This is a genomic window from Acrocarpospora macrocephala (assembly GCF_009687865.1).
In the GTDB taxonomy this organism is placed as follows: domain Bacteria; phylum Actinomycetota; class Actinomycetes; order Streptosporangiales; family Streptosporangiaceae; genus Acrocarpospora; species Acrocarpospora macrocephala.
The window spans coordinates 126,956-153,255 of sequence record NZ_BLAE01000035.1; the positions used below are offsets into that span (position 1 = coordinate 126,956).

26 protein-coding genes and 1 pseudogene are annotated in these 26,300 nt (G+C 69.9%); 20 read left to right on the forward strand and 7 right to left on the reverse strand.

Going from position 1 to position 26,300, the window contains the following annotated elements:
- The first annotated feature begins 3 nt into the window (after nt 1–3).
- Genes Amac_RS28850 through Amac_RS28860 form a run of 3 tightly spaced genes read left to right on the forward strand, consistent with a single transcriptional unit; the run spans nt 4 to nt 3,172 of the window.
- Nucleotides 4–1,281 (forward strand): condensation domain-containing protein, encoded by a 1,278-nt coding sequence (locus tag Amac_RS28850; protein ID WP_155357552.1) that lies wholly within the window; start codon nt 4–6, stop codon nt 1,279–1,281.
- A complete protein-coding gene (locus Amac_RS28855) occupies nt 1,278–2,372 on the forward strand; it encodes a Gfo/Idh/MocA family protein (protein WP_218041339.1) in 1,095 nt (364 codons plus the stop codon). Before Amac_RS28850 ends, Amac_RS28855 begins: the two co-directional genes overlap by 4 nt.
- Entirely contained in the window at nt 2,369–3,172 is an 804-nt protein-coding gene (locus Amac_RS28860) for a sulfotransferase family protein (protein ID WP_155357553.1), read from the forward strand. The genes Amac_RS28855 and Amac_RS28860 overlap by 4 nt, the downstream gene beginning before the upstream one ends.
- On the opposite strand, the gene Amac_RS28865 is transcribed toward Amac_RS28860, so the two are convergent.
- The gene (locus Amac_RS28865; RefSeq protein ID WP_155357554.1) at nt 3,160–4,332 is read right to left on the reverse strand and encodes an FAD-dependent monooxygenase; all 1,173 of its coding nucleotides are present in this window, start codon (nt 4,330–4,332) and stop codon (nt 3,160–3,162) included. The genes Amac_RS28860 and Amac_RS28865 overlap by 13 nt on opposite strands.
- 83 nt (nt 4,333–4,415) lie before the next feature.
- Here Amac_RS28865 and Amac_RS28870 point away from each other — a divergent pair, with 83 nt between their 5' ends.
- The 10 genes from Amac_RS28870 to Amac_RS28915 all read left to right on the forward strand — a co-directional run bounded on the left by Amac_RS28870 (nt 4,416) and on the right by Amac_RS28915 (nt 15,067).
- Nucleotides 4,416–5,063 carry a TetR/AcrR family transcriptional regulator gene (locus Amac_RS28870; protein WP_155357555.1) on the forward strand — a complete coding sequence of 216 codons (648 nt, stop codon included), beginning with the start codon at nt 4,416–4,418 and terminating at the stop codon, nt 5,061–5,063.
- Nucleotides 5,064–5,223: 160 nt separating this feature from the next.
- The gene (locus Amac_RS54510) at nt 5,224–5,574 is read left to right on the forward strand and encodes a streptamidine-related RiPP repeat protein (protein WP_174900235.1); all 351 of its coding nucleotides are present in this window, start codon (nt 5,224–5,226) and stop codon (nt 5,572–5,574) included.
- Nucleotides 5,575–5,648: 74 nt separating this feature from the next.
- Nucleotides 5,649–6,404 (forward strand): hypothetical protein, encoded by a 756-nt coding sequence (locus tag Amac_RS28880; RefSeq protein ID WP_155357556.1) that lies wholly within the window; start codon nt 5,649–5,651, stop codon nt 6,402–6,404.
- Nucleotides 6,401–8,191, forward strand: coding sequence for a CocE/NonD family hydrolase (locus Amac_RS28885; RefSeq protein WP_155357557.1), 1,791 nt, complete (start codon nt 6,401–6,403; stop codon nt 8,189–8,191). The genes Amac_RS28880 and Amac_RS28885 overlap by 4 nt, the downstream gene beginning before the upstream one ends.
- Nucleotides 8,188–9,633, forward strand: coding sequence for a YcaO-like family protein (locus tag Amac_RS28890; RefSeq protein ID WP_218041340.1), 1,446 nt, complete (start codon nt 8,188–8,190; stop codon nt 9,631–9,633). The genes Amac_RS28885 and Amac_RS28890 overlap by 4 nt, the downstream gene beginning before the upstream one ends.
- A 111-nt stretch (nt 9,634–9,744) precedes the next feature.
- Nucleotides 9,745–11,037 carry a YcaO-like family protein gene (locus tag Amac_RS28895; RefSeq protein WP_155357558.1) on the forward strand — a complete coding sequence of 431 codons (1,293 nt, stop codon included), beginning with the start codon at nt 9,745–9,747 and terminating at the stop codon, nt 11,035–11,037.
- A gap of 10 nt (nt 11,038–11,047) precedes the next feature.
- Nucleotides 11,048–12,085 (forward strand): FecCD family ABC transporter permease, encoded by a 1,038-nt coding sequence (locus tag Amac_RS28900; protein ID WP_246268773.1) that lies wholly within the window; start codon nt 11,048–11,050, stop codon nt 12,083–12,085.
- Entirely contained in the window at nt 12,085–12,840 is a 756-nt protein-coding gene (locus Amac_RS28905) for an ABC transporter ATP-binding protein (protein WP_155357559.1), read from the forward strand. Before Amac_RS28900 ends, Amac_RS28905 begins: the two co-directional genes overlap by 1 nt.
- Nucleotides 12,837–13,808 (forward strand): ABC transporter substrate-binding protein, encoded by a 972-nt coding sequence (locus Amac_RS28910; protein ID WP_155357560.1) that lies wholly within the window; start codon nt 12,837–12,839, stop codon nt 13,806–13,808. Before Amac_RS28905 ends, Amac_RS28910 begins: the two co-directional genes overlap by 4 nt.
- Nucleotides 13,808–15,067, forward strand: coding sequence for an MFS transporter (locus tag Amac_RS28915; RefSeq protein ID WP_155357561.1), 1,260 nt, complete (start codon nt 13,808–13,810; stop codon nt 15,065–15,067). Before Amac_RS28910 ends, Amac_RS28915 begins: the two co-directional genes overlap by 1 nt.
- A gap of 11 nt (nt 15,068–15,078) precedes the next feature.
- Here Amac_RS28915 and Amac_RS28920 read toward each other — a convergent pair whose 3' ends face one another.
- A complete protein-coding gene (locus tag Amac_RS28920; RefSeq protein ID WP_246268774.1) occupies nt 15,079–15,558 on the reverse strand; it encodes a nitroreductase family deazaflavin-dependent oxidoreductase in 480 nt (159 codons plus the stop codon).
- A gap of 172 nt (nt 15,559–15,730) precedes the next feature.
- On the opposite strand from Amac_RS28920, the gene Amac_RS28925 reads away from it, so the two are divergent.
- Genes Amac_RS28925 through Amac_RS28940 form a run of 4 tightly spaced genes read left to right on the forward strand, consistent with a single transcriptional unit; the run spans nt 15,731 to nt 18,064 of the window.
- Nucleotides 15,731–16,564, forward strand: coding sequence for a Fic family protein (locus Amac_RS28925; RefSeq protein ID WP_155357562.1), 834 nt, complete (start codon nt 15,731–15,733; stop codon nt 16,562–16,564).
- Nucleotides 16,548–17,366, forward strand: a complete 819-nt coding sequence (locus Amac_RS28930) for a hypothetical protein (RefSeq protein ID WP_155357563.1) — start codon at nt 16,548–16,550, stop codon at nt 17,364–17,366. The genes Amac_RS28925 and Amac_RS28930 overlap by 17 nt, the downstream gene beginning before the upstream one ends.
- A gap of 12 nt (nt 17,367–17,378) precedes the next feature.
- Nucleotides 17,379–17,858, forward strand: a complete 480-nt coding sequence (locus Amac_RS28935) for a hypothetical protein (RefSeq protein WP_155357564.1) — start codon at nt 17,379–17,381, stop codon at nt 17,856–17,858.
- A 14-nt stretch (nt 17,859–17,872) separates the two neighbouring features.
- The gene (locus tag Amac_RS28940) at nt 17,873–18,064 is read left to right on the forward strand and encodes a hypothetical protein (RefSeq protein ID WP_155357565.1); all 192 of its coding nucleotides are present in this window, start codon (nt 17,873–17,875) and stop codon (nt 18,062–18,064) included.
- Nucleotides 18,065–18,124: 60 nt separating this feature from the next.
- On the opposite strand, the gene Amac_RS28945 is transcribed toward Amac_RS28940, so the two are convergent.
- Nucleotides 18,125–20,935, reverse strand: a complete 2,811-nt coding sequence (locus Amac_RS28945; RefSeq protein WP_155357566.1) for a sigma factor-like helix-turn-helix DNA-binding protein — start codon at nt 20,933–20,935, stop codon at nt 18,125–18,127.
- 105 nt (nt 20,936–21,040) lie between these two features.
- Between Amac_RS28945 and Amac_RS28950 the strand changes: the two genes are divergently transcribed.
- On the forward strand, nt 21,041–22,105 hold the full coding sequence (locus Amac_RS28950; protein ID WP_155357567.1) for a glycerophosphodiester phosphodiesterase family protein: 1,065 nt from the start codon (nt 21,041–21,043) through the stop codon (nt 22,103–22,105).
- 38 nt (nt 22,106–22,143) lie between these two features.
- Here Amac_RS28950 and Amac_RS28955 read toward each other — a convergent pair whose 3' ends face one another.
- From Amac_RS28955 to Amac_RS54515, 3 genes are all read right to left on the reverse strand, one after another.
- Nucleotides 22,144–23,436 carry a hypothetical protein gene (locus Amac_RS28955; RefSeq protein WP_155357568.1) on the reverse strand — a complete coding sequence of 431 codons (1,293 nt, stop codon included), beginning with the start codon at nt 23,434–23,436 and terminating at the stop codon, nt 22,144–22,146.
- Nucleotides 23,437–23,624: 188 nt separating this feature from the next.
- On the reverse strand, nt 23,625–24,269 hold the full coding sequence (locus Amac_RS28960) for a GNAT family N-acetyltransferase (protein WP_155357569.1): 645 nt from the start codon (nt 24,267–24,269) through the stop codon (nt 23,625–23,627).
- 125 nt (nt 24,270–24,394) lie between these two features.
- A complete protein-coding gene (locus tag Amac_RS54515) occupies nt 24,395–24,595 on the reverse strand; it encodes a hypothetical protein (protein WP_174900236.1) in 201 nt (66 codons plus the stop codon).
- Nucleotides 24,596–24,945: 350 nt separating this feature from the next.
- Between Amac_RS54515 and Amac_RS28970 the strand changes: the two genes are divergently transcribed.
- Nucleotides 24,946–25,131: a winged helix-turn-helix domain-containing protein gene (locus Amac_RS28970; protein ID WP_373869894.1), complete on the forward strand. Its 186-nt coding sequence runs from the start codon at nt 24,946–24,948 to the stop codon at nt 25,129–25,131.
- A 47-nt stretch (nt 25,132–25,178) separates the two neighbouring features.
- Here the strand turns inward: Amac_RS28970 and Amac_RS28975 are convergent, their stop codons facing one another.
- Complete coding sequence (locus tag Amac_RS28975; RefSeq protein ID WP_155357570.1) at nt 25,179–25,724, reverse strand: DoxX family protein; 546 nt, start codon at nt 25,722–25,724, stop codon at nt 25,179–25,181.
- A gap of 242 nt (nt 25,725–25,966) precedes the next feature.
- Between Amac_RS28975 and Amac_RS53860 the strand changes: the two are divergent.
- Nucleotides 25,967–26,300: pseudogene (locus Amac_RS53860) on the forward strand (Acg family FMN-binding oxidoreductase); the annotation flags it as partial.

Below are 26,300 nucleotides of genomic sequence, written 5' to 3' on the forward strand. Positions count from 1 at the left end.
GCGATGGAGATGGTGCCGCTGTCCGATGTGCAGATCGTGTTCCTGGATCGCGACTGGTCCGGCTCCGACTATCCGGAGGGAATCGAGACCAAGTTCCCGCCTGCTGACGAATTCGTCTCCTGGCATGCTTTCGAGGCGCGGGAAGAGCTGAGTCCCGAGCTGCTGACCCTGGCTGTCCGTGGGTTGCTGGCTCACCATGACGGGACGCGTACCCGGCTGGCCAAGGCCTACGGCAGGTGGACGCAGCACATCGCGCCGCTCGGCGACGACACGCCCCTGGTGTGGCTGGACGCCGAGCTGGACGCCGTCATCGCCGAGCAGTTGACCTCGCTCAACCTCGCGCGCGGGCCGATCCTGAGATGCGTCTACTTCAGGCGGCAGAGACTGGTGGTGCTCTTCTACAACCACATCGCCCTGGATCGGGTGTCGGCGCAGATCCTGGCCGAGGACTTCGGCGCCCTCCTCGCGGGGCGCGGCCTGGCGGCCAAGACCACGTCGCTCAAGGCGTGGGGCGAGCGGCTGGAGGAAAGCATCCGGTCCGGAAAATGGGAGCCGCACCTGCGCCGCCTGACCGACCACAAACTCTCCTGGCCTCCAACCGGTACGGCCCTGCCCATCGATCACAACCCGAGCGAGGAACCCGGCGACGAGGTCACTTCCCGCATGGGCGCCGCGGAGACCACCGCCCTGCTCCGGCGCGGCGGAAAGGACGCCCGCCCGATCGACCTGCTCCAGACCGCGCTCGCCCGCACGATCGCCCCCTGGGCCGGGGTCGAGGCGGTGGCTATGTGCGTGGTCGTCCACGGCCGCGACCCGATCTTCGACGACATCGACCTGTCCCGCACGGCGGGTTCCTTCGCCATGGGCCTGCTTGAGGTCATCGATCCCGCCCGCCCGCCAAGCCGCTCCCCGTACGCCGACCCGCGGTTGCGCTTCGCCCAGGTGCTGCTGAACTTCTCCCGCGCGCTGGAGATGACGTACGAATCCGACGGCGGCGACCGTTACGTCAACATCTACGATCGCCACAACCCGCGCGTGACGCTCAACTATGTCGGCAGAGTCGAATCCCCAGGCCAGGACGACCTGCTCCGCCCGGTCGAACTGCCCGACTGGGGCGACACCCGCATCAGGGGCATCTCCACCACGCTGGACTGCGTCGTCACGATCGAGCACGGGCGGCTCCACGCCACCTTCAAGTTCAGCCCGCGCTACTTCAGGCGGTCCACCGTCGAAGGGCTCGCGACGACCTACATCCGCGAGCTCACCACGTTGATCGGGTGAATCGGGTGCGTATCGCCATCGTCGGGTGCGGCTACGTCGCCGACTTCTACCTCGCGACGCTGCCCAACCATCCGTTCCTGCAGCTGACCGGCGCTTACGACCGCGACCTGCGGCGGCAGCGCGAATTCACCGGCTATCACCAGGTCGACGGCTACGGCTCGCTGCCGGATCTGCTGGCCGACCCCGCCGTGGAGCTGGTGGTCAACCTGACCAACCCCTCCTCGCACGCCGAGGTGACCCGGCTCGCGCTGCTGGCCGGCAAGCACGTGTACGTCGAGAAACCCCTGGCCATGACCCTTCCCGAGGCGCGTGCCCTGGTGGATCTCGCCGCCGGGCGCGGCCTGCTGCTGGGTTCCGCGCCGTGCAACCTGCTCGGGGAGACCGCCCAGACGCTCTGGCGTGCCCTGCGGGAGGGCGTGATCGGCACGCCGCGGCTGGCCTACGCCGAACTCGACGCCGGTCCGATTCCGCGGCTGCCGTTCGAGACGTGGGTGAGCGCGTCGGGGGCGCCCTGGCCGTACCTCGACGAGTTCAGGACCGGATGTGTGATCGAGCACGCCGGGTACTACCTGACCTGGCTCACCGCCTTCTTCGGCCCGGCCGTCGAGGTCACTGCGTACGCGGCGGCCGTGGTTCCCAACCCCTACCTGGAGGGGGCCGCGCCCGACTTCGCCACCGCGTGCCTCAGGTTCGGCGGCGGTGTGGTCGCCCGGGTCACCAGCGGCATCATCGCGCCGGGCGACCACTCCCTGCGCATCGTGGGCGACGAGGGCGTGCTCACCGTGACCGACTGCGGCGACTACGAGTCGCCGGTCACCCTCACCCGGGCGGCTGGTGAGGCCCCCGTGCCGCTGGTCCGCAGCCGTGGGCCTTTGCACGGGTACGACGACGTCCACCGGATGGACTTCGCGTGCGGGGTGGCCGACCTCGCCCGCGCCGCCACCGGCGAGACGCCCTCGCACCTGCCGGTCGAGCACGCCCTGCACGTGCTGGAACTGACCCTCACGATGGCGGAGGCGACCGGCGGGACCGTGATGCGGCCGAGCACCACGTTCGCGCCGTTCCCGCCGATGCCCTGGGCCGGGGAATGATCACGCCGCTGCTCATCCTCGCCGCCGGTCAACGCTGCGGCAGCACGCTCCTGCAACGGTTGCTGACCTCCCACCCCGGCGTGCTCATCTGGGGCGAGCAGGGCGGCCACCTCGCCCGGATCCTGGACGCCGTCGACGGCCTGCTGTCCTGGTCAGAGGATTTCGGCGAGCACGCCCGCGCGGAATACTCGCACCACGCCCACCACGCCTGGATGGCCAACCTCACCCCTGACCGCGACCAGATCCTGGACGCGCTCCGCCACTTCGTTCACGCCCTGTACGGCGAGCCCGCCGCTCGCCGCGGTCGTCCCCTCTGGGGCCTGAAGGAGGTACGCCACAGCCTGGCCGACGCCCGCCGCCTGAACGTGCTCTTCCCCGGCATGGCCGTCATCCTGCTCATTCGCGACCCAAGGGATGTGCTGCGCAGCTTGGACGAGTGGGAGCGCCGGTCGGCTGGGCTCTGGACCCGCGAGCACACCGAACAGGCACTCGCCAACTGGCAGCGCGTAGCCGAGGACTTCCTGGCCCCACCGGACACCGGGCTGCCGGTGCTGCGCTTGCGGTACGAGGATCTCGTCGCCGACCCCAGCGGCACCTGCGAGATCATCGCGACCCACACGGGCCTGGACGCGGGCGCCTTCGACCCGACGGTGTTCACCAAGCGGGTGCACATCGGCGAAGGGCTGGCCCACCTTCCGCGCGACCTGCGCGAATGGGACAACCTGCCCGTCTCCCTGCGCCGCCTGCTCGACCCGCCCGCGATCCGGTCGATCACTCGCGCCTGCGGCTACCGGACCTGATCCGCCACGTCGCGCGGCCTGCTGAACATGCGCTTCAGCTGGGTTGCGGCGGCTACGGCGGGCCACAGGCGGGTGGCCGTGTTCCGTGCCAGGATGCCCAGCCGGGTCGCGGGGACGATGACCGCCGAAGCCTGTTCGATGGCGCGCTGTTTGGGGTCCACCAGGAGTCGGTGGGAGCTCTCGTACCGGCGGAAGGCCGCCTGGGGGTCGTCCGGGCTGGCGGCGAGTTCCTCGGCGAGGGTGAACGCGCCGATCATGGCCAGGGTGGAGCCGTCTCCGAACAGTGAGACGCAGGACGCGGCGTCGCCGAGGAGTGCGACGCGGCCGGTCGACCAGCGCGGCAGGCGTACCTGGCTCACCGAGTCGAAGTAGAGGTCGTCGGTGGTGCGTACGTGCGCGAGTAGTTCGGGGGCGCGCCAGGAGACGTCCGCGAACGCGCTGGTCAGCAGGCGTTTGTGCTGGGCGGTGTCGCGGTGGTCGAAGCCTGGTTCGGCTGGGCTGCGGTAGAGGAAGAACGCCAGGTCGCCGCTGGGGGCGGGGTGGACGGCGACCGCTTTGCCGGGGGTGTTGTGCATGAGGACGTCCCGGCCGGGTTTGGGCTGGCCGCCGAGGGGGGTCGTGGCGACGTAGAGGCCCATGTGGCGGACGAGCCCGCCTTCTGGTCCGAATGCCAGGCGGCGCGTCATCGAGTGCAGGCCGTCGGCGCCGATCACCAGGTCGAAGCGGCGGGGGGCGGCGTTGACGAAGGTGACCTCGACGCCGTGCTCGTCCTGGTCGAGGGTGGCGATGGAGTCGTCGAAGAGGTATTCGGCGTGGCCGCGGCTCGTGTCGTACAGGATCGAGGCGAGGTCGCCGCGCGGCAACTCGACCTCGCCCGGCTGTTGCATGGCGCGCATGTCCATCCGGCCGACCCGCTTGCCTGTCGCGTTGACGAAGGTGAGTCCCGTCGCGCCGGTGGCAGCCTCGTGCAGGCGGGGGAGGGCGCCCATACGTTCGGCGACGTGTACGGCGCGTCCTCTGACGTCGACCGGGTTGCCGCTGGAGCGCGGGGTTTCGGCGTGTTCGACCACGGTGACGGCGAAGCCGTGCCGGGCCAGCCAGTAGGCCAGGGTCGGGCCGCCGATGCCGGCTCCCGAGATCAGAACGGTGCGGTTGCTCATGATGTCCTCACTAACCGGATGATTTTCCTCCACTTTTCTTCACTGTATCCTAAGCGGAGGAAAATCGTCCAATTTGAGGTGTTGTGGAGATCGAGAAAGGGCTGCGTGCCGACGCACGCCGGAACCGGGACCTGATCGTCGCGGCCGCCCAGAAGTTGTTCATGGAGGAGGGCATCGACGTGCCGCTGGAGGAGGTGGCGCGGGAGGCGGGTGTCGGCATCGGCACGCTGTATCGCCGGTTCCCCGATCGGGACGCGTTGCTTCGCGCCGTTGGCGAGGAGGCCCTGCGGCGGCTGGTGGACCTGGTGGAGACCGCCTTGCGGGAAGAGCCCGACGGCTGGCACGCGTTGTGCCGCTTCCTGCGTGCCTCCATCGAACTGCGGCTGGGGGTGCTGCCGGCGAAGCTGGAGCCGCACTTGCACCAGCGGCTGCGAATCGGCCAGGAACTGCACGAGATGCGGCAGCGGGTGATCGCAGGCGTCCTGCGGATGACTGAGGAGGCGCAGGCGAGCGGCGCGTTGCGTGCCGACATCGGTCCCGGCGATGTGGCTGTGTTGATGACCCTGCACATCTACACACCGCCGAGCATGCCCGACGAGCAGGCCATGGCCCGGGTGGTGGAGATCATGCTGAGCGGCCTGCGCGCTGGTGGGGGATCTCCGCTTCCCGGGACTCCGTACAGCGAGGGTGACCTGCGCAGATACACGGCCGTGGAGCATCCTCCCGCCTGACCGTCTGACCGCGCTTTCGAACTACCGCCTGGGCTGTGTTGCCGAGGCGGCCTCTCCCATGCCCGGATTTTTCCGGAAATTGTCACTTGCGCCCGGGGGATGGGCATGTCTAAGGTTCGCTTGGAAACGACAACCGTTTTCATTGTCGAAGGGAGAGTTCATGCACATCCTTGAGGTCCAGGACCTGGCCCCGGAGGCGGCGCTGCCCGCGCTGCAGGGGCCGGGCACCAACGCGCTCGTGCACACCCCGTTCGGGTTCGAGGAGCTGGGTGCTGAGGCGGCGCTTCCGGCGCTGCAGGGTCCCGGCACCAACGCGCTCGTGCACACGCCCTTCGCGTTTGAGGAGCTGGGCGCTGAGCCGGCGCTTCCGGCGCTGCAGGGGCCGGGCACTAATGCGCTGGTGCACACGCCGTTCGGGTTCGAGGAGCTGGGTGCCGAGGCGCCGCTTCCGGCGCTGCAGGGGCCGGGCACCAATGCGCTGGTGCACTCCCCGTTCGCCTGGAACGCCTAGTTCCGGCAGGGCGGTCCGCTTCCCCGGCGGGCCGCCCGTCCCTCCTCAACCCTGCAACCTGGAGAAGAAAGTCGATGGAGTCGATCGCCCCCGGTCATCATCTGTACCTCGGTCCCGATGGGGCCTGGCGCTCGTGTGACGAGCATGAGCGGTTCGCGCGGCTTTCTGGTCCGGCCGCGTTGCTGGAGCGCATGCGCGACCAGGCCTATCAGGGTGGGAATGATCAGGAGTTGGAGCCGCTGGCGGCCGTCCTGCGGGAGCGGGGTGTGCTCGCCATGGCCGCGGAGGTCGCGGAGCGCGAGCTGCGGGTCTGCGTGAGCGGGGAGGGGCCGGTGGCCCTGCATGTCGCGCGGTTGTTGGAGGGGGTCGCGACCGTGGTCGTTGACGGTGACCCGGATGCGGCCGATGTGCTGGTTGCCTGCGCGGGCTGGTTGCCGGACGAGCGCTGGCAGGAGATCGACGCGGGTGGGAGGGTCTGGCATCGCTGCCATGTCGAGGGGACTCGGCTGGTGCTCGGGCCGATGACGGTGCCGGGGCGGACGGCGAGTTACCGGGATCTGCGGGGCCGCAGGCTCGCGGCGGCGGCGTTGCCGGACGAGCTCGCGGGGTTGTGGGCCTACCTGGACGCGGGTGCGGTGGGCGCGGTGTCGCTGCCGCCGGTTCCGTGGCCGAACACAGGGGCGGTCGCGTTCGCGGCGGGACTGCTTGTCAACGATGTGCTGACCTGGCGTGTCACCGGTCTTCCCGCGAGTGGCTCCTACCAGCTCGTCGTGGATCCGGCTTCCGGCGGCCTCGATCGGCATCCTGTGCTGCCGCTGCCGGTCGCATGAACCGGTTCAACGTGCGGTTGCCCGGCTGGGACGGCACCCCGCTGGCGGTAGATGTCCGCCTTCCCGACGCTTCGTGCGGGCCTGTCCCGACGGTGGTCACTCGCACGCCGTACGGGCGGAACCAGCACTTGGCGGAAGGAACCGGCTGGGCGCGGCGCGGTTTCGCGTATGTGGTCCAGGATGTGCGCGGACGGTATGACTCGGACGGGGTCTGGGAGTGCTACCGCAACGAACGTGGTGACGGGGCCGCGCTGGCCGACTGGATCTGTGCGCAGGAGTGGAGTGACGGACGCCTTATCGGCTACGGCGGCTCCTACAGCGGGTACACCGCCTGGGCGCTGGCCGTCGAGCGGCCGGAAGTTGTCTCGGCGGTGGTCAGCATGGGGCCGTCGATGGCGCTGCACCGCACCAAATTCGAGAACGGTGTCCTCCGGCTGGCCGAGCACGCGGCCTGGTGGCTGGAGCGCGCAGATGGGCGTACCAGCCGCGACGGACTCACCGCGCTCCTGCTCGGCGCCGATCCCAGCGCGTTGGCTCACCTGCCGGTGATCGGGCTGCCCGACCGGATCGGAGCAAGCCTTCCCGGCTGGGCGGACGTCGTCCGTGACGGACCGCATCACCAGCCGAAGGAGGAGATCACCGAACGGGAACTGGCCGCACTGCCGGTCGCCGGGCTCCATGTCGGAGGGTGGTACGACCTGCTGGTCGAGGAGACCCTGCTCCACTGGCGCATCGTGGGCAGCGCCCTCGCCCCTCGCCCGCCCCAGCGGCTAGTGATCGGCCCGTGGGGTCACGATCTGGCCTTCACCGGCAGGACCAGGTATGGCGACCGAGACCACGGCCCGCATTCACTGTTGGACTTGGGCGCGCTCCAGGTCGCCTGGCTCTGGGACTGCCTCGACGGCACCGCGCGAGCAGAGGAGCAGATCCTCCCGATCGGCGGGACGAGTTGGCTGTCCTGGCCGCAGAACACGACCACGCTAATCCTGTACGCCCATCCGGACGGATCCCTTCACCCCAGCCAACCAGAGGCCACCCTCGGCGGTTTCGTTCACGGCCCGGCGGACCTTGGTGGCTTCGTTCACGGCCCACGAGGGCTTGGCGGCTTCGTTCACGACCCAGCCAACCTTGGTGGTTTCATCCATGGCCCAGCAGAGCTTGGCCGTTTCGTTCGCGGCCCGGCAGAGCTTGATAGCTTCGTTCGCGGCCCGGCCAACCTTGCTGGTTTCATTCATGGCCCGGCAGAGCTTGGCGGTTTCGTTCGCGGCCCGGCGGACCTTGGTGGCTTCGTTCATGGCCCGGCAGAGCTTGGCCGTTTCGTTCGCGGACCGGCACAGCTTGGTGGTTTCGTTCACGATCCTGGGGATCCGTACCCCTCGCTGGCGCCTGGTGCCGACCGCAAGGCGCTCGATGAACGCTCCGACGCGCTCCGCTTCGCCACACCGCCGCTCCCGGATCCGCTTACCTTCACCGCGGCCGAAGTACATCTGGATGTCACCGCTCCGGTCGAGGACGTGGACTGGATCGTGCGGCTGACCGAGTACACCGCCGATGGACGGGTCTTCGAGCTGGCCCGCGGCCGGGCAGGCGGATCCGGCCGTCTGGTTCTGAATCCCGTCGCGGCCACCCTGCCCGCCGGGTCGCGGCTGCGGCTGGAGATCACCGGTAGTGACTTCCCCCGCCTTGCCTTGGCCCTCGGCACGGGGGCTGACCGCTACACCACCACTGCGACCGCTTCTGTCCGGCAGCGCGTGCACGCCGCAAGGCTCGTCCTGGAGACCTCATGAACCGACCCGAAGACCTGCTGGTCGACCCGCGCACTATGAGCCGACCCGAAGACCTGCTGATCGACCCGCGCGCTATCAACCGACCCGAAGACCTGCTGGTTGACTCGCGAGCCATGAACCGACCCGAAGACCTGCTGGTTGACTCGCGTACCGGAGTGTTGACTGCGCTTGAACCCCAGGCACGGCCGCCCGGCGTGCCCCGTTTTTGGACTGGGTGGGGGGCGGCTGTCTCCGATACGCGCAGGTTCGCGGGTTGGACGGCCGATCGGCACGGGTTTGGCGCGGCCATCGCGGACCCGGCCCGGGCCAGGGGCGCGGCGCTGGGTGAGGCCGTGGAGCGGTATTGCGGCAACGCCATTCCAGGGAACCTGCGCGTCTCCTCCTGGCGGCGGCTCGGTGAAGCAGCACTCGATCCTGAGACGATCCCGCTGTATTCGCTCGCCCAGTACCGCGAGCCTGGATTTCCGTTCGTCCCGCTCACCCGCGATCTGGAGATCGCCTGGACGCCCGCCACCAACCTGCGGACGGGCGCATCGGTGCTGGTCCCGGCGTCGATGGCTTGGCTCGATTACTTTCATGGTCCGCGCGCGGCGGAACCGGCCACGCATTCGCTGTTCTACTCCGGGATCGCGGCCGGTCCGAGCAGGAGGCGAGCCGAGCAAGCCGCCTTGGAGGAGTTGTTCGAACGGGACGCGACCACGATCTGGTGGTCGAGCGGGGCCGACGTCGAGACGGTGTCCGACCCGGAGCGGGTGACCGCGACGCTGGGCGGCGACGGTCCCTCGGTGCGGCTGCTGGTCATTCCTTCGCAGTTCGGCGTGCCGGTGATGGCCGCGTTCCTGGAGGACGAGGGGATTGTCTCGTTTGGTAGCGCCTGTCGCAGTACTCCAGATGGGGCTGCGGCCAAGGCGCTGGCTGAGGCGTTCGGCCTGTACTCCCTGACCCTGCAACTGGCCGACCCCGATGGCGAAGTGTGGCGAGCGGTGGCCCAAGGCGCTCTCGCTCCGCATGTGTTCCGGCCCTTCCGCGCCGACAGGACCTATCGCGACGCCTTCCGGCTCGACTATCGCGACCTCACCGACCTGCCCGCCATCGCCCAGCTCTACCTCGACCCCCGCATGCAGGGCGCCCCGCTCGACCGGCTTCGCGCCGAGCCGGGACCCGCGCTGGCGGATCTGCCCTCCGCCGACCCCGCCACCTATGTGGACCGGCTGGCCGAGGCCGGATTGACCGCTTACAGCGTCGACCTGACCACTAGTGACATCGCGGCGGCGGGATTGTCGGTGGTGCGGGTCCTGGTCCCCGGGCTGGTGGGCAACGCCCCACCCGCCTTCCCACTGCGCGGCGGCACCCGCCTGTACGAAACGCCGCGCCTGCTTGGGCTCACCGACCGCGTCCTGACCGAAGACGACCTGTTCCTACACCCTCTCCCCCTGGCGTGACTATGTATGACTCCCACCTGATCTGGCCCGAATGGGCTCGCGTGACCGTGCATGACACCTCCTGGTCCGGCCTGATCAAGGGCATCGGTCCAGAAATGGCCTGGCGTGACTATGTATGACACTCTCCTGGACGCCCGTACTGGCATCGTCCGCGGCCTTATCCGCACCGACGTTCCCGCCCACTTGCCCGGCTCGTTTGAGCTGGTCACCGCCCTGCTGTCCGACACCACCCGGTTCAGCCCTTGGCCATCCGACTCCGCCGGGGCCGGATACGCGTTCGCCGACCCCGAAGCCGTCCTCGGCGCGGCGCTCGGCGAGGCCGCCGAACGCTACTGCGGCAACCTCGTCCCCACCGGACTGCTCACAGCCACCCACGGGGAGCTCGGCCCGAAGGCGCTGGATCCGGCGTCGCTGGCCCTGTACTCCGCCGACCAGTACGCCCGGGCGGGCTTTCCGCTCGTCGAGTTCACCTCGGCACTGCCAGTGGAATGGACCGCGGCCACCGACCTGGTCACCGGCGAGGCCAGGCTTGTCCCGGCCGGTCTGGTGTGGGTGTCGTACTTTTCTGCCGACCTGGAACCGCCGACGCCACGCACCAACCCGGTCATCCAGGCGGGGCTGGCCGCCGGGCCGACCCTGGAGTTCGCCCTGTGGGGCGGGCTGTGCGAGATCGTCGAACGGGACGCCATGACCCTCGCCTGGCACGGCCGGGCCGGACTCCGCGCCCTCACCCCGCCGCCATGGCTGGCCGCCTTCGCCGAAGGTCCGCGACGACGGCTGGACGTCCGGTTTCTCGAATTCCCGAATCAGAGTGGCCTGTGCGTGGCCGGAGCGCTGGTTCGTGATCGCGAGAGCGGCTACCTGACCCTCGGCATGGGCGTACGCGCGAGTGCGGAGGAATCGATGGTCAAGGCCTACGGCGAGGCCCTGCAGCTGCAGCTGTTCGTCGCCGGTCTGGATGACCAGGACGGGCCTTATTGCCGGGTCGCGGCCGATCCGCGCAGCCCTCTCAAACCATGGCGATCCGACCGCGCCTATGGATCCTCCTACCGGGCCGACCTCGCCGATGTCGTCGACTACGGCTGCCACCTGCAACTGTTCCTCGATCCCGCGATCCAGGAGGAGTTCGAGGACGAACTCGCCCAAGCCCTCACCGAATACCAGCCCACCGTGACGCCACCGCCGCCGGGCAATATCCCTGAGCTGGCCTTACGGCTCGGTCCCGAAGTCCTCTACAGCGACCTCACCACCGCCGACGTACGCGGCGCGGGCCTGCACGTGGTCCGTGTCATCGCGCCAGGCACCTACTCCAACACCGCCGCCGGGCTGCCGTTCCTGGGCGGGACCCGGCTTGAGGCGAGCCTGGACGGCCGTCCGCGCCGCGCCCTGCCCCTCCCGCACTGAAAGACCTCAGTTGAGCTCCCCTCACCTCATCTCCGAACGGCGCTACCCGCTCCTGGTCGTCCTGCTGCTCGCAGCCGTGCCCGTCCTGCTCGTGGCAGCCGTCACCTACGGAGCGGTCGACCTTCCCGCCGCCGACGTGTGGCGGGTAATCACCGCTCACCTGACGACCGGGCGCCCGCCCGCCGACGTCAGCGGCATCGACAACGAGATCATCTGGAACTCGCGCGCGCCCAGGACGGTGCTCGCCCTGATCGCCGGGGCCGGGCTCGCGGTCGCCGGAGCCATCCTGCAAACCGTCGTACGCAACCCGCTCGCCGACCCCTACGTCCTCGGCGTCACCTCCGGCGCGTCCCTGGCCGCCGTCGCCGTCATCACCCTCGGGAGCGTCGCCGGACTGGGCGTGTCAGGGGCGGCCTTCGTCGGAGCGTGCGCGACCCTCGCGCTGGTGCTGGCGCTGGGCAGCCGCCGCGGCGCGCTCACCCCCACCCGGCTCGTCCTGGCCGGGGTCGCTTTGTCCTACCTGCTCCAGGGGGCCACCAGCTATCTGCAGCTGCGCGCCCAGCCCGACCAGCTGGCCGGGATCCTGTTCTGGCTGCTGGGCTCGGTGGCCGGCGCCCGCTGGAGCGACCTGACCGCGCCCGGCGTGATCGTGGTGGCCTGCACCGGCTGGCTGCTGCTGCAGGGGCGGCGGCTGAACGCGCTGCTCCTCGGCGACGAGACCGCCGCCGCGCTCGGCGTTCACGTGCACCGCTTCCGGCTGGCGCTCCTGGCCGTGGCCGCGCTGGTGACGGCCGCCGTCATCGCGGTCGCCGGGGGGATCGCCTTCGTCGGGTTGATCGTCCCGCATGCCGTCCGGCTGCTCGTCGGTCCCGACCACCGGCGGACGCTGCCGCTGATCGCGGTGACGGGCGGGCTGTTCCTGGTCGCCGCCGATCTGGCCGCCCGTACCCTCTCGCCGCCGCTGGAACTGCCGCTCGGCATCCTCACCGCGATCCTGGGCACGCCCTTCTTCCTCTGGCTGCTGCGCCGTGAATCGGCGGTGGCCTGATGCGCGTCCAGCTGTCCGGCGTCCACGTCGAGATCGGCGGCGTGAGCGGAGTCGACCTCGAGGTCGAACCCGGCGAATTCGTCGGGCTTGTCGGACCGAACGGCAGCGGCAAGTCCACCCTGCTGCGCGCGCTCTACCGCGCCCGGCGTCCCGACGCCGGGACCGTGCGGGTGGACGGCGACGACGTTTGGCGCACTTTGTCGGCCCGCCGATCCGCGCAGCGTACGGCCGTCCTGGCCCAGCACAGCACCGACGGCTTCGACTTCACCGTCGCCGAATTGGTCGCCACCGGCCGCACCCCGCACCGCTCCGCCCCCGCCGCCGACCGGGAGATCATCGCCCGCGCGCTGGAACGCGTCGGCATGACCGGCAGAGCCGACCGCCCCTACGCCACCCTCTCGGGCGGGGAACGCCAGCGCGTCCTGCTCGCTCGCGCCTTAGCCCAGCAGGGCGACGTGCTGGTCCTGGACGAACCGACCAACCATCTCGACATCGCCGCCCAGCTCGAACTCCTCGAACTCGTCCACGAGCTGAAGATCACCACATTGGCCGCCCTGCACGATCTCAACCTCGCCGCCGCCTACTGCGACCGCCTTTATGTCCTGGCCGCCGGCCGGGTCGTCGCGTACGGCCCTGCCCTCGACGTCCTCACCCCCGCGCTCCTGCTGGAGGTGTTCGGCGTCCGCGCCCACCTCGGCCTCAACCCGCTCACCGGCCGCCCCAACCTCACCTTCGCCACCGGAGATCCCCGATGAAGATCAACATCGCCTTGTGCGCGCTGCTCGCCCTCACCGCCTGCGGCGCACCCGCCGAGCCCGACACTGTCGCGGCCGGCCCTGCCACCACGGCCTTCCCCGCCCAGGTCACCAACTGCGGACGAACCGTACAGGTGACGCAGCCCCCGCAGCGGATCGTGTCGTTCTTCCCCTCCAACACCGAACTCCTGCTCGCGCTCGGCCTGAAGGACCGCATAGCCGGGCAAGTCTGGACCGACCAGTCACCGCCCAAACCCGCCTACGCCGCCGACTACGCCTCGGTGAAGGTCCTCGCGTCCGGCGAGATCTCCCGAGAGGCGCTCCTGGCCGCCCGCCCGGACTTCATCCTCGCCGACGGCGAATACAACTTCGACGGCAAGAAACTCCCCACCATCGCCGAACTCGCCGACCTCGGCGTCCCCGTCTACGTCGACGCCGCCTTCTGCCCCGACACCACCGGCACCGCCACCCTCGCCGACACCGGCCGCGACCTCGACGCCCTCGGCGCTCTCCTCGGCGTACCCGACCAGACGGCCAAGGCCAAGACCACCGTCGAGGTCGCCCTCGGCGACCTCCGCGAGCGCCTGACCGGACAGCCGCCGGTCAGCACCGCCATGGTCCAGATCTTCGACAAGCAGCTGTACGGCCTGGCCGGCGGCCTCTACTCCGACATCGTCCGCACCGCGGGCGGCGCCAACGTCCTGGACGGCATGGTCCCCGCGGGCAAGAACTTCGACGTCGTCTCCGTCGAGACCGTCGCCAAGGCCGACCCCGACACGATCGTCTACCACTACACCGACGACACCGACCGCGCCTCCTCCGAGCAGTGGCTGCGCGAGCACCTCGGCCAGACCAAGGCCGTCAGGAACGGACGCCTCATCGGCACCCCCGCCGCCGACTACTCCGCCCTGCGCGCCATCGACGGCACCCAGACCCTGGCCCGCGCCCTGCACCCCACCGTGTTCTGATGTTCCGCTCTGCGCGTCTTCGAAGGAACCCAGACCCCGGGCCGCGCCCCGCTCCCCACCGCGTTCCGATGTACCGCTACCTGTCGGCCCGGGTGGTCTCCTGGATCGGGTCGTCGATCACGCTCGTGGCCCTGCCGGTGCTGCTCTACCAGCGCACCGGCAGCGCCGCCCTCAGCGGTCTGCTCGCCACTCTGGAAGCCGTCCCGTACCTGCTCCTCGGCCTGCCCGCCGGAGCACTCGCCGACCGGTGGGACCGCCGCCGCACCCTCGTCCTCACCAGCTGGACCAGCGCGCTCCTCATCGCGAGCGTCCCCGTGGCCGCCACGCTGGACCTGCTCACGACACCTCAGCTGTTCGTGGTCGCCGCAGGCTCATCGGCATCCTTCGTGTTCTTCGACGCCGCCGCGTTCGGAGCACTCCCCGCCCTGGTCGGACGCGAGGGCATCGCCAAAGCCACCAGCACCCTCATGACATTCAGCACGCTGGTCACCCTGATCGGCCCCGCGCTCGCCGGGATTCTCATCGCGGTCACCGGCGCTCCCCACGCCATGAGCCTGGACGCGCTCAGCTACGCGGCCGCCGCCCTCCTGCTGTCCCGCCTGCCGCTCCCACCCCCGCCACCGGCGCAGACCCGGAACCTGCGCGCCGAGATCGGCGACGGCATCCGCTACATCCGCAACCACCCCATGATCAACTCACTGACATTCCTCGGCATCGGCAACAGCCTCGCCGAGGGCGCGGTCCTCGGCCTGCTCGTAGTCGTCGCCGTCGAACGGTTCGGCCTCTACTCCGGCGACGGCCGGATCGGACTGCTGTTCGCCGCAGCCGCCGCCGGCGCGATGCTCGCCGGTCTGGCCCTGCCCCGGCTACGCGACCGCTTCAGCACACCCGCGATCTCCCTCACCGGGCTCGCCACCGTCGGGCTGCTCCTCATCGTCTGGGCGTGCACCGACCGGCTCCTGCTCGCGCTCCCCGTCCTGGCCTGCTGGCAGGCCGCCAACACCCTGGTCAGCCTCAACGGGATCGTCGAACGCCAGGAACAGACCCCCGACGACCTCCAGGGAAGGGTCAACACCACCGCCCGCATGATCGCCTGGGGCGGCCAGCCCGCAGGCGCCGCCCTCGCCGGAACCCTCGCCGAACTCACCTCCGCCAGGACCGCACTCCTCCTCATCGCCGCCACCGTCCTGGCAACCCTCGCACTCCCCCCGGCCCGCCGCCTGGCGGAGCAACGCCAACCGGTCGAACCCCACAAGTAGCGCGCGAGCCCTCAGGAAACACGTTCGATGATCACCACGGGAATCTCGCGGTCCGTCGTGGCCTGATAGGTGTCATATTGCGGGAAAGCCGACGCAGCGAGCTTCCACAGCGCTGGTTTCTCCTGGGCGGTTGCGGTTCGCGCACGCGCGAGGAGCTTGTCCGCGCCGACCTGAACGGCGACCTCCGGATGCTCGATCAAGTTGAGATACCAGGCGGGGTGGTGCGACGAGCCACCATTGGATCCCACCAGCACGTAGCGATCACCGTCCTGGGCATAGATCAGCGCAGTGCGTCGCGGCTGTCCGGATTTGCGGCCACGCGTGGTGAGGAGCAGCGTGGTCAAGCCCTGAAACAGGTGCCCTTCCCGGCCGTCGCTCTCGACGTAAGCGCGGACATGCTTGGCCACCCACCCAGTCGGACTCTCGGGCATGTCATCCCGCTCGAACTCCGCCATCGATTGCATATCGCTCATTTTCTTCCTCAGTTTCATCAGAGCGCACTGACCAGCACATTCCGAACATCATGGCACCGGCGTGCGGTCAAGCCGCCGGTGCCATGGTCATACCTGACCGAAATCAGGTAACTCCCGCTGATCTGGTACGCCTTCCGCCCCCCAATTAGCGTTCCTCGCCCAGGCAGTCGGCCGGTGACGGGAGTGAACGATGGCTGGGCCGGTGGCGATCGACGTGGTGCACGGCGTGTGGTCCGACGGCCGCGAATACGCGGCCCTGATTCCCCCACCGATCGCCACGGCGGACGTCTGCGGCGGCTTCGATGCGGCCGAAGAAGCGGCGCGCGAGTGCGACGCGATCCTGGCCCGGCACCGCCGCGGGGAACAGCTGGTCACCTCGCTGCTGCATGCCGAGTCGCTGCCGAGCCCGCAGGTCAACGCGCTGGCCGTGGGACGGCAGGTGCGTCTGGGCCGCGACCCCCACCGGGCGATGGCCGCGTTCCGCCGCGCCGTGACCGTCGGCGCCGCCGCGCCGGCGGTCGAGCTCGACTGGCTGACCGGGCTGCACGCCACCCTCGTGCCGGGCCTCGGCGGGCTGCGCGAGCGGCTGGTGTGGCTCTGCGCGGCGGCGCCCGCCGACGCGGTGTTCGTGGGGCCGCCGCACGAGCTGGTCCCGGAGCTGATCGCGGACCTGCTGGCCTACCTGCGCCGCGACGACGTGAGCCCGCTGGAGCAGGCGGCCGTCGGATACGCCCAGCTTGAGTTCATCCATCCATTCGTGGATGGCAACGGACGCCTCGGCCGATGCCTGATGCAGGTGATTCCCCAGCGCCGAGGGCTCGTCACCTCGCTGGCCCCGCCGCTGGGCCTGCTGTTCGCCGCGAACATGCCCCGGTTCCTGGAGGCGCACCGCCGTTTCCGCGAGGGCGACCGCGCCTTCTGGTGCCGGTACGTGGCGGAGCTGGCCGTGATGTCGGCCGCCAACGTCCAGGTCCTACTCGGCCGAAGTGGAAGAAAGGAGAGAACGCATGGCAGCACCAAGTAACCAGACCAAACGGCGCAGACGCCGCTCACGCAAGTCCCGTGCGATCACCGCCGCGGCCCTCGCGGCGGCTGCGGCATTCGTCGGAATGGTGCAGGTGGTAGCCGCTCCACCGAGCTACGCCAACTGCACCGTGAACACCTCGACGGGATCGGTGTGGTGCGGCGACATCGGCGGGGGCACCATCACCGCCCCGCCCGATGATCCCATTCCGCCCGCTCCCTGGCCGCCGATAGACCCGCCGCCGCCTCCCCCGCCCAACAACCCGCCTGAGGAGCCGCCACCGCCGCCACCCACGTCGCCGCCCAACCCTCCCGACACGCCGGGGCAGAAGACGTCCAAGGCCTGGAATGTCGCCTCCAAGGCGATCCAGAAGCAGAGCTGCAAGGACTTCCTGGCGAATGCGGGGATCACCGCCGACCAGGTGCCCGACGTGCTGCACAAGAGCACCATCAAGATGGAGACCGACCGGACCAACCCGGAGGCGGCCGACGCCATGGCTTCCGTTCCGAGCTCCGGGAACGGCCAGGGAGCCAGCCAGATCACCTTCTGGCAGCCGTTCTTCAACGAATCCCGGGTGGAAGGGTACAAGGCGCTCGTCAACACATCCGCGCTCGCCCCTCTCTACAACGTCGTCAGGATGTACAGCAACGATCAGATCCGCGCGCTGCTCGTCCTGCACGAGGTCGCCCACCTGACCGGCAAGCTCCCCGGCGACCACTCCGGTCCCTGGGGCTCCAATCCCAACGCACAGCGGGCCTTCGAGCGGGAGCTCGCCCTCAAGTGCCCCATACCCAGCTCATAGGGGGAGGTCGTCATGTCCAGAGTCACAACCCCTGGCCGATGGGGGCTCGTCCCGTTCGGCCTGGCGCTGATGGCGTCGCTCGCGGTGGCGGCGCAGCCGGTGCAGGCCGCCGGATGCGCGACGGCGGGCCATGTCTACGTGCGATCCGCCGCCGGACTCCACCAGTCCGGATACGAGGGAAACCAGCAGTTCGGCGTCCCCGTGGTCGTGCTCTCGCCCCACGGTTCGCTCGCGCTGTCGATCGGCGGGAACGGGCTGAAGAAGGACACCCAGATCTTCTACCAGATCACCAAATTCGAGGATTACTGGTACACCAGCAACTCCTTCCGGCTCACCGGGTCGAACTGCGTCCACAACGAGGTGAGCATCGGCTCGCTCTCGGCGTCCGAACCCGGCCAGTACCTGCTGCGCGCCAGCTACACCGCCGGAAACACCGGCGCGCCCATCAACGCCGAGCCGGTGGTCCTGCTCGTGGTCCCAGCCATTCCGTGATTCAGGAGGACATCATGCACATGCGTTCGCGCGCCCACCGGGCGGCCCTGATGGTGGCCGCGTTGCTGGGCACGGGCGTCATCGCCGTGGCCACCGCGGCCCACGCGGGAAGCATTCCGACCCCGATCCCGCTGCCCTCGCCGACGGGCTGCCCCCCGGACGCGCTCTGCACCCCGGAGCCCGTCCCCACCGTGCCGTTCCCGTAGGCACCATCGAGCAGGCGGCCGGCGGTGGGCCCCCAGGCAGATCCCGCCGCCGGCCGCCGTTCACCCCCCGTCGGTGACGAAGATCGCCGCGAGTTCACCGCGCCGGCTGACGCCCAGCTTGGCGTACGCGCGGGCGAGCGTGTTGTTGACGGTGTTGACCGACAGGCCGAGGCGCTCGGCGATCTCCCGGCTGGGCAGCGAACCCGCCAGCCGGGCGATCTCGCGCTCGCGCGGGGTGAGCACGGCGCTGAAGTCGTTGAGCTCCAGCAGGGGCGTACGGGCCTGCGGGCACATCTCGGCCAGCACGGTGGCCCGCTCCCGCGCCACGCGCATCTCGGCGCCGCGCCCGTTCCGCATCCGCGCTCTGGCCGCCAGCTTGGCCGCCTCCGCCGCCAGTAGCAGGTACCCGCGGTCGGCGAAGACACCCGCGGTCCGGTCCAAGGCGTCCGGCGCGCCCGTGGCCAGCGCGGCCGCCGCGTCGGCGAGGACGGGCGCGAAACTCTGCGGGGCCGCCGCGGCGACCGCGGACAGGCGACCCTGTACGGCGGCGCCCAGGCGGACGGCGTCGTAGAGGCACCACGCCTCGATCATGGGCTGTTCGGTGTCGCGGGCCAGCTTGGCCGCGTGCGCCGCCGTGTCCGCCGCCGTCGACAGCATGCCCCTGGCGGCCTCGGCCCACGCCCGGTTGAGCTGGATCCAGGCGTCGAACATGCGGTTGTGGTCGCCCACGTGCTCGTCGGCGCGGGCCAGCAGGTCGCCGGCGCCGGTGGCGTCGCCGGTCAGGGCGAGCGCTCCGGCCAGTTCGGCCAGGCAGACCCGGGTCAGCCCGTAGGCGTCCTCCTCTTCCAGCAGGGCGACGGCCTCCCGCAGGGCGGCCTGCGCTGTGCCGAGGTCGCCTCTGGCCTTGGCCACGATCCCGCGGAAGGAGGCCCAGACCCCCGTCATCATGGCGGAGTCGCTGGCGACCGCCCTCCGGTAGCCGCGTTCGGCCACCCGTGCGGCCTCGATCGGCCTTCCTGCGGTGTGCAGGGCCATGCAGAGGCCGTACCCGACCTGCGCCTGGCCCCACGGGAAGCGGTCGGCGTTGGCGTCGGCCACGCGGCGGCCGCGTTCGGCGATGGCGGCGGCCCGATCGGGCCTGCCCAGCAGGCCGGCCGCCATGGCGCCGCTCATCGCGGCCCAGATCACGGCCTGCTCGTCGGGTTCCGGCAGGCCGAGCACGTCCTCGGCGGACCGCAGCGCCGCCCGGCTCCGGCCGTCGAACAGCATGATCCACGAGCGGGTCGCCTCGGTCAGGTCCTGGCCGGACCCGACGTCCAGGGCCTGCTCGGCCTCGTCGGTCCGGCCGAGGCCCCAGTGCAGGATCAGCGCCCGGGTGACCGCCCGCATGGGCTGCGGCTCGCTCGTCGGCTCGGGCTCCGCGGGCAGCACCTCCACCGCCTCCCGGCCGCGGCCCTGGTAGGACAGGATCCGGGCCAGCAGCCAGTCGGCGTCTTTCCCCGGACCTGCGCCGCGTGCCGCGCGGGCCAGCCGCTCGGCCAGATCGAGCTCGAACCGCCCGATGGCCTGCCGGGCGGCGTCGAGCACCTGTTCCGGGCGTCTGATCGTGCCCGACTGGAGCTGCCATACCCCGGCGAGCAGCGTGTCGTCGCGCCGGCGCATCGGCTCGGCGGTCAGCGCCTCGGCGAGGCGTCCCCAGATCGCCCGGGCCCGGGTCACCGGGAGGCCCGCTCGCAGGACCTCGCCGTACAGCGAGTGGGCCAGGCGCAGCGTCACCCTCGCGCCGGACTGTTCGGCGACCGCCATTCCGCTGCGCTCCGCCGTCTCGATGGCGTGCTGGTCGGCCAAGCGCTGGAGCAGGGCCAGCGCGAGCGGCTCGCCGCAGGCGATCATCTCCAGCACCTCGCGGGTGGCGGGGTCCAGCGTGCGCAGCCGGGCCGTGACCAGGTCCGCCACCCGCGCCCTGGCCGGCACGCCGCCGCGCCAGCGCCAGAGCCCGTCCCGGCGGGCCAGCGTGCCGGTCTCCACCGTGTCGGCCAGCAATTCTCGCAGCAGCAGCGGATTGCCGTCGGCGAGCCGGTGCAGGCGCCGCCGGCTGAGGGGATCGATCCGGCCGTCCAGCGTCAGGTCGAGCAGGCGGTCCACCGCCTCCGGGGGCAGCGGGCCCACGCTTAGCCGTACCGCCGTGTCTTTCCAGAGGGCGGCGACGGCGTCGGTCGCGGGCTCGCAGCAGCAGGCGGTGACCAGCGGGATCACCAGGCGCTGGGCCGCGAGCTGGCGCAGCAGCGCGGCCGAGGCCTCGTCCAGCAGGTGGGCGTCGTCCACGACGAACAGGGTCGGCTTCCCGGCGGTGCGCGCGGCCATCCGGTCCGCCACCCGGGCCAGCAGCTCCACGCGGCTCTCGGCCAGCCATTGGCTGCCCGGCAGCAGATGGGAGAGCGCGCCGAACGGGATCGAGGCCGCCGCGCGGGTCGCCGCCACCCACTCGGCCGCGCCCCCCGCGGCCGTCCACCGGGCCAGCGCCTCGCGGGCCAGCCTGGTCCGCCCCATCCCGGGCGCGCCGATCAGGGCGAGGCCGTCGTTCTCGCCGCTCGCCAGCACTGTATCGATCACGCTCAGCTCCGCCTGACGCCCAGCCAGCGGCCATTGGTGCACCTGCGCAACTCCCACAGCGCCCTCCCGATACGTCGCCGTGACGTTATCGCCTGGCGACCTATCCGCTATACGTCCGAAACTCGGGGTCAGATGAGGCTCGCTGCCCGAGATCAGGTGAATTCTTGCCGACGTCGTACGGCGGACCCCGCTCGCTCGAAATTGAGGAAGAAGGTGGTCCTGCCTTCGTTGGGTGTTTCCTCGGAGGTCACAGATCATCGGCAGGTTGGACTCTGGCCGTGTCCTGGTTCTGATCCGCGGCCGTCTTGTCCAGCATCCCCGTTCCGCTGATCACCGACGTGCGGGCGAAACAGGAAAGATGTCATGACCTTATTTCGTACCTCCTCCGTGGCCCTCCTCGCCGGAGCGGCCGTTGTGGCCCTCTCGGGTCCGGCGCTCGCCGACCCCGACCTGTACGGCAAGCACCACCGCAAGGACTTTGACCTCCAGGCGCACCGGGGCGGGCTCGGCCTCGTGGTGGAGAGCACGCTCGACTCCTTCGCCAATGGGTTGCGCGTCGGCGTGAGCACGCTTGAACTCGACATCCAGATCACCGAGGACGGCAAGGCCGTCGTCACCCATGACCGCAGGGTGGACGGCCGCAAGTGCCAGGACACCGGCCCGGTCACCGCTGGCGACCCCGAATTCCCCTATGTCGGCAAGTACGTGAACACGCTGACCTTCGCCCAGGTCAGGACGCTGGACTGCGGAACCAAGACCTTGCCGGACTTCCCCGGCCAGCGGCCCGCGCCCGGCGCCAGGATGCCGCTGCTGAGCGAGGTGTTCGACCTGGTCAAGCGCTTCCGCGCGCACGACGTCATGCTGAACGTCGAGACCAAGGTGGAGGCGGGAGCGCCCGCCGAGACCGCGCCGCGCGAGCAGTTCATCCAGGTCGCCGTCCAGGAGATCCGCCGCGCCCGCATGCTCAAGCAGGTCACCATCCAGAGCTTCGACTGGGGCTCGCTCATGCGCATGCGCCAGGTCGAGCCGCGGCTGCCGCTGGTGGCCCTCACCAACTTCGACTTCCTGCAGACCGGCCAGCCCGGCGCGTCGCCCTGGCTGGGCGGGATCGACATCGACGATTTCGGCGGCAACCCGCTCAAGGCCATCAAGTCCTTCGGGGCCGCCGCGTTCTCTCCCGTCCACGGGTTCCCGCAGAACGGAAAGGTCACCGACCCCGGCTACCGCCCGTACGTGACCAAGGCCATGGTGGACGAGGCGCACAGCCTCGGCATCAAGGTGATCCCGTGGACCGTCGATGACGAGCCCACCATGAACAAGCTCCTCGACGACGGGATCGACGGCCTCATCACCGACTACCCCGACCGCCTGCGCGCGGTGCTCGCCAGCAGGGGCTACAAGCTGCCCAAGCAGTACACGCGCGGCTGATCGCCACTACCCGCGCAGGTGATGTCCACCTGCGCGGGTCAGCCGAGGAAATGCGGGCTGAAGATGGCGTACGCGCCGCCGCCCTGAGCGCCGTTGAGCAGCAGGCCGTTGTTCATGCGGGCGGAATAACCGATCACTTTCCCCTCGAGCACCGGCACGACCACATCGTGCAGGTAGGGGCCGTCATGGGTCTCCACCGACGCGGCTCGCACGCGCTCCTGAACCAGCCAGCCCTGGTGCTCGCGCACCACCTGGGCCCAGGAGGGCGCGTCATGCTCGGAACCGATGAACACATCCCTGCCATGAAAGCTGTAGGGAGCCTTCAGGACCAGGTTCTCCCGCCTGGCGACGACCTCGTCCCCCTCAATGCCGTCCCCGAGCTTGCGGCTGTACGGCACCAGGGCGTCCAGGCAATCCACGTTCGTCTCGCCGAAGAGCCGGCGAAAACGAGGATCGGAAAGCACAGCGAGGCAGAGCTTGTTCTCCGCGACCCATCGTTGCCCCAGGGGATTGGGCACGACCAGCGTGCCTTCGATGAGGCGGGCGCAGAAACGATCCCACTGCCGTACTTCGTCTGGCTCCACTGGAATGTATTTGAGATAGCCCAGCCGGACGTCCTTGATGGAATCGATGGCGCACGGCTCGATTTCCACGACCTCTCGGCCGCGCCTGGTCAGTTGCCTGTGTACCTGGTCGAGTTCGAATTTCGTGCTCTCGCGGGAGTGGAAGAGCGCGATGCGTCCCTGGTCGTGCGCGCCTACATGTTCGCGGCCGAAGCGAAGCAGCCAGCGGGCGAACCAGTCCTCGCTTTCGAAGGGGGCGGCGTGTGGCGCCCATTCGGCGAGCGTCGGGCCGAGCCTGGAGGCACGCCAGAATCGGTTGACCATGCCCGAGGCGATCACTCCGCCCGGGCTGCTCGGATTGAATTCCAGGACCCGGACCGTGTCGAGGGTGCTGCCCAGCAGGTCCAGGCGGCAGTAGTCGACGCGCAGCTGTTCTGGCGCGGGTTCCATCATGATCCAGCGGTGCAGCCGTGCGGGAATGGCCAGGAAATCCTGTAGCTCCCGGTCGGTGGGATACTGCCTGACCAGCTGGTTCAGGCATTCGACCAGCCCCTGGACCCGGTGGCGGAGCACGGGTTCCGCGGCGGGGTGCAGGACGGCGAGAGCGGGCCGTACGGGAAAGGGATTGTGCCCCCGGCCGTGCACGTTCAGGTCCATCAGGGACTCGGCCGCCACCCGCTCCTGGACCTGGCGCCACGCCTGGTCGAGGCCGAGCGTCGCCGCGAGGGCGCTCGCCGAGCAATGGCCCAGAGATCGTTCCGGATCCACGAGCGGAAGATCGTTCCCCGAGCACCGGCCCTGCGACGATTCCGGAACTTCCTTTGACCTATACACCTGCCCCCCACGGGTCAATCGACCACATATAGGAACATTCTAGTTACGTAAAGTAACTATTGAGCAGGCTCCGCCCCCCAAGGGGCCAAGGATCGGCGGCCGAACGTCAAGCAGAAGTCGGGTCAGGAGGGGCCGATGATTACGGTCATCATGGTGTCCGTGATGGTGAAGCCAAGCCTGGCGTAGACGTGTTTGGCTGGGTTCGCGTACGACACGGCCAAGCCCATGGTGGGCAGACCATCCGCCGCTCCGCGGAGTTGCGTGTGCCGAATCAGCCGGGCACCCAACCCAGGAGGGGATTTATCCGGATGCCGGAAGACCTCGGAAATCCACGCCACGTCCCGCCATTGATTGACCAGAACCCCGCCGACGACCGCACCGCCGCCGTCGACCGCGACCGTGCTGCACGGCAGCAGCGTGCCGATCAGCTGCCCGCCGATCAGCGGAGCCAGCTCCTGCTCGTACGCATCCTCAGGGTCACGCCCCGAGTGATCAGGATGCCCGGGCGGATACGCGGCCACCATGGCCGGCAACATCTCCCTGCCCTCATGCTCATGCGCCGGCGAGAACCGGAATCCCGGCGGTGCCTCGCTGTCGGCGGGAGGCAAGTCTTCGGTCAGATCGCAGTACATCGTGTGCGCATGCCGGCTCAGCCGAGCACCACTCTCGATGAGCTCTCTCCCAAGATCGACCGGTACGGAAACCGCCCAGCCAACAAAGGCACTCATAATCAATTTGGCCGGCTCAGGCCCGATCACCTCGACCATGTCCGCCCAGGGCAGCCCGTCCCGGACCCCCTTCTGATAACTGATAACCGGCACGCCCTGAGGGTCGGTCGCTATCTTCCGCATCCCGCGAGCATCCCGCCGATATCCCGCGACAGGCAATCCATTTACCTCCCGCTCAGTCGGAAGAAGCCCAGCCCGAGCACGACCATGGCGTAGCCGCAGAGCACAGCGAACCCGGCCCATCCGGGCAGGGGGAAATAGCCGCCCATGGGCGCGTAGTAGGCAATCACCTGCGGATACTCCCTGATGCTCTGCTGGACGGCGAAGGCAGCGGCTGGGGTGACGCGCAGCAGCCACCTCGACACCTCATCCGGCAGCAGCGGAAGGACTCCCAGCAGGTAGGGGAGGACGACGGCCGAGATCGCGACGAGGATCGCCGCCCAGGCTCGCCGTACCAGCGTGGCGAGGGCGAGGGTGAAGACGGCGGCGACGGCGAGGAGCGCGGCGACGCCGACGACGACCCGCAGCTGGGTGAGCGCGGACGTGGCCAGGACGCTGATGCCGTTGGCCCGCAGCAGCGCCGAGCCGGCCCTCCGCCCGCACCCGGACCCTGCGGGCGGTCGGCCTCGAACTCGACCCCGCCCGGCGCACGGCCACCCGCGACGGCCGCCGGCTCGATCTCTCGGTCAAGGAATTCGCGCTCCTGGAAGCCCTCCTGCGCGCCGGCCCCGCCTTCCTCAGCACCGAGCAACTCCTCGAACAGGTCTGGGACGAGAACGCCGATCCATTCACCAACACCGTCACCGTGACCATCGGCCGGCTACGCCGCAAACTAGGCAACCCACCAATCATCACCACCACACCTGGCGTGGGCTACCGCATCACCGATCCAGCATCATGAACGCCAAGACGCCCATCCGGTGTGGATGGGCGTCTTGACGGAGTCGGTTACTTGAGGATCGGGTACTTCTGGACGATCGCGGTGCGCGACCACCAGGTGCCGATGCCGAGGGTGTTGCCGGCGGAGGCGAGGGCCAGGCCGATGAGGACGACGGCGTAGATGAGGTGTTCGTCCATGAAGGGGTTGTTGGCGAGGGGGAGTTCGGCGGCCCACATGAAGACCAGGAGCAGGGTGCCGGTGGCGGCGGCGATGCGTATTCCGGCGCCGGTGATGAGGGCGGCGCCGATGCCGAGCAGGCCGAGCATGAACAGCCAGTCGACCCAGGTCTGTCCGGCGAGGCTGGAGAAGAAGCCGCCGAGGGCGTTTTCGCCGGTTCCTTTGAGGAAGCCGGTGGTGGGGCTGCCGCCGTTGATCCAGGAGCGGGCGGCGGGGGTTGCCAGGCCCCAGCCGAAGGCCTTGTCGAGGAAGGCCCACAGGAAGACCCAGCCGAGGGAGATGCGCGCGACGGCCCAGACATAGTCCACCGAGCGCGAGGTCTGCGAGTTGAAGGGGTGGGAGGTGTGGACGGTGGGGCGTCCTTCGGTGGTGGCCATGGTGAGTCCCTTTGGAGAGCGGTCCTTGTCTTGTTCTCGCACCTCAATGACACCGGTTCGGCGGGCCGGCGCTTAGGGCTGGAGGACTCGCGCGCGGGGCCCGCAAGGCCCGTTCCGTACGGGACTTTCGGCCCTGAGCCGCTCGACGGGACCAAAGTCCTCCCGCGGTGAGCCGTCCGGCTCTGCCTCCCGCGCCCGCGCGAACGGGAGCCTGGCGGCACAGCGTACGAAGGAGGCGTGCCATGATCGCTCCGCTGGCCACCGATCTCGGCGTACGGCGGCTGCTCATCGCGGCCGGTGCGGCGCCGTCGGTGCAGAACACCCAGCCGTGGCGGTTCCGCGTCGTCCGCCGGGAGTCCGTCGAACTGCTCGCCGACCCCGAACGACGGCTCACCGTGAGCGACCCCCGGGGCCGCTCCCTGTACGTGAGCTGCGGCGCGGCCCTGTTCAACCTCCGCCTGGCGATCAAATGGGCCGGCTTCCGCCCGCTGGTATGGCTGCGCCCCAACATCGCCATGGAGCCCCGGCTGCTGGCCGCCGTCCGCATGGCGGAGACGGGCCCGGCCGGACCGGCGG

What these genes read in the sequence shown, in the direction of transcription:
- Amac_RS28920 (WP_246268774.1), bottom strand. Translation starts at nt 15,558, where the DNA reads ATGAAACTGAGGAAGAAAATGAGCGATATGCAATCGATGGCGGAGTTC.
- Amac_RS28890 (WP_218041340.1), top strand. Translation starts at nt 8,188, where the DNA reads ATGAACCGACCCGAAGACCTGCTGGTCGACCCGCGCACTATGAGCCGA.
- Amac_RS28945 (WP_155357566.1), bottom strand. Translation starts at nt 20,935, where the DNA reads ATGATCTGTGACCTCCGAGGAAACACCCAACGAAGGCAGGACCACCTT.
- Amac_RS28880 (WP_155357556.1), top strand. Translation starts at nt 5,649, where the DNA reads ATGGAGTCGATCGCCCCCGGTCATCATCTGTACCTCGGTCCCGATGGG.
- Amac_RS28940 (WP_155357565.1), top strand. Translation starts at nt 17,873, where the DNA reads ATGCACATGCGTTCGCGCGCCCACCGGGCGGCCCTGATGGTGGCCGCG.
- Amac_RS28865 (WP_155357554.1), bottom strand. Translation starts at nt 4,332, where the DNA reads ATGAGCAACCGCACCGTTCTGATCTCGGGAGCCGGCATCGGCGGCCCG.
- Amac_RS28925 (WP_155357562.1), top strand. Translation starts at nt 15,731, where the DNA reads ATGGCTGGGCCGGTGGCGATCGACGTGGTGCACGGCGTGTGGTCCGAC.
- Amac_RS28960 (WP_155357569.1), bottom strand. Translation starts at nt 24,269, where the DNA reads ATGGTCGAGGTGATCGGGCCTGAGCCGGCCAAATTGATTATGAGTGCC.
- Amac_RS28935 (WP_155357564.1), top strand. Translation starts at nt 17,379, where the DNA reads ATGTCCAGAGTCACAACCCCTGGCCGATGGGGGCTCGTCCCGTTCGGC.
- Amac_RS28975 (WP_155357570.1), bottom strand. Translation starts at nt 25,724, where the DNA reads ATGGCCACCACCGAAGGACGCCCCACCGTCCACACCTCCCACCCCTTC.
- Amac_RS28895 (WP_155357558.1), top strand. Translation starts at nt 9,745, where the DNA reads ATGTATGACACTCTCCTGGACGCCCGTACTGGCATCGTCCGCGGCCTT.
- Amac_RS28860 (WP_155357553.1), top strand. Translation starts at nt 2,369, where the DNA reads ATGATCACGCCGCTGCTCATCCTCGCCGCCGGTCAACGCTGCGGCAGC.
- Amac_RS54510 (WP_174900235.1), top strand. Translation starts at nt 5,224, where the DNA reads ATGCACATCCTTGAGGTCCAGGACCTGGCCCCGGAGGCGGCGCTGCCC.
- Amac_RS28950 (WP_155357567.1), top strand. Translation starts at nt 21,041, where the DNA reads ATGACCTTATTTCGTACCTCCTCCGTGGCCCTCCTCGCCGGAGCGGCC.
- Amac_RS28850 (WP_155357552.1), top strand. Translation starts at nt 4, where the DNA reads ATGGAGATGGTGCCGCTGTCCGATGTGCAGATCGTGTTCCTGGATCGC.
- Amac_RS28885 (WP_155357557.1), top strand. Translation starts at nt 6,401, where the DNA reads ATGAACCGGTTCAACGTGCGGTTGCCCGGCTGGGACGGCACCCCGCTG.
- Amac_RS28915 (WP_155357561.1), top strand. Translation starts at nt 13,808, where the DNA reads ATGTTCCGCTCTGCGCGTCTTCGAAGGAACCCAGACCCCGGGCCGCGC.
- Amac_RS28905 (WP_155357559.1), top strand. Translation starts at nt 12,085, where the DNA reads ATGCGCGTCCAGCTGTCCGGCGTCCACGTCGAGATCGGCGGCGTGAGC.
- Amac_RS28930 (WP_155357563.1), top strand. Translation starts at nt 16,548, where the DNA reads ATGGCAGCACCAAGTAACCAGACCAAACGGCGCAGACGCCGCTCACGC.
- Amac_RS28910 (WP_155357560.1), top strand. Translation starts at nt 12,837, where the DNA reads ATGAAGATCAACATCGCCTTGTGCGCGCTGCTCGCCCTCACCGCCTGC.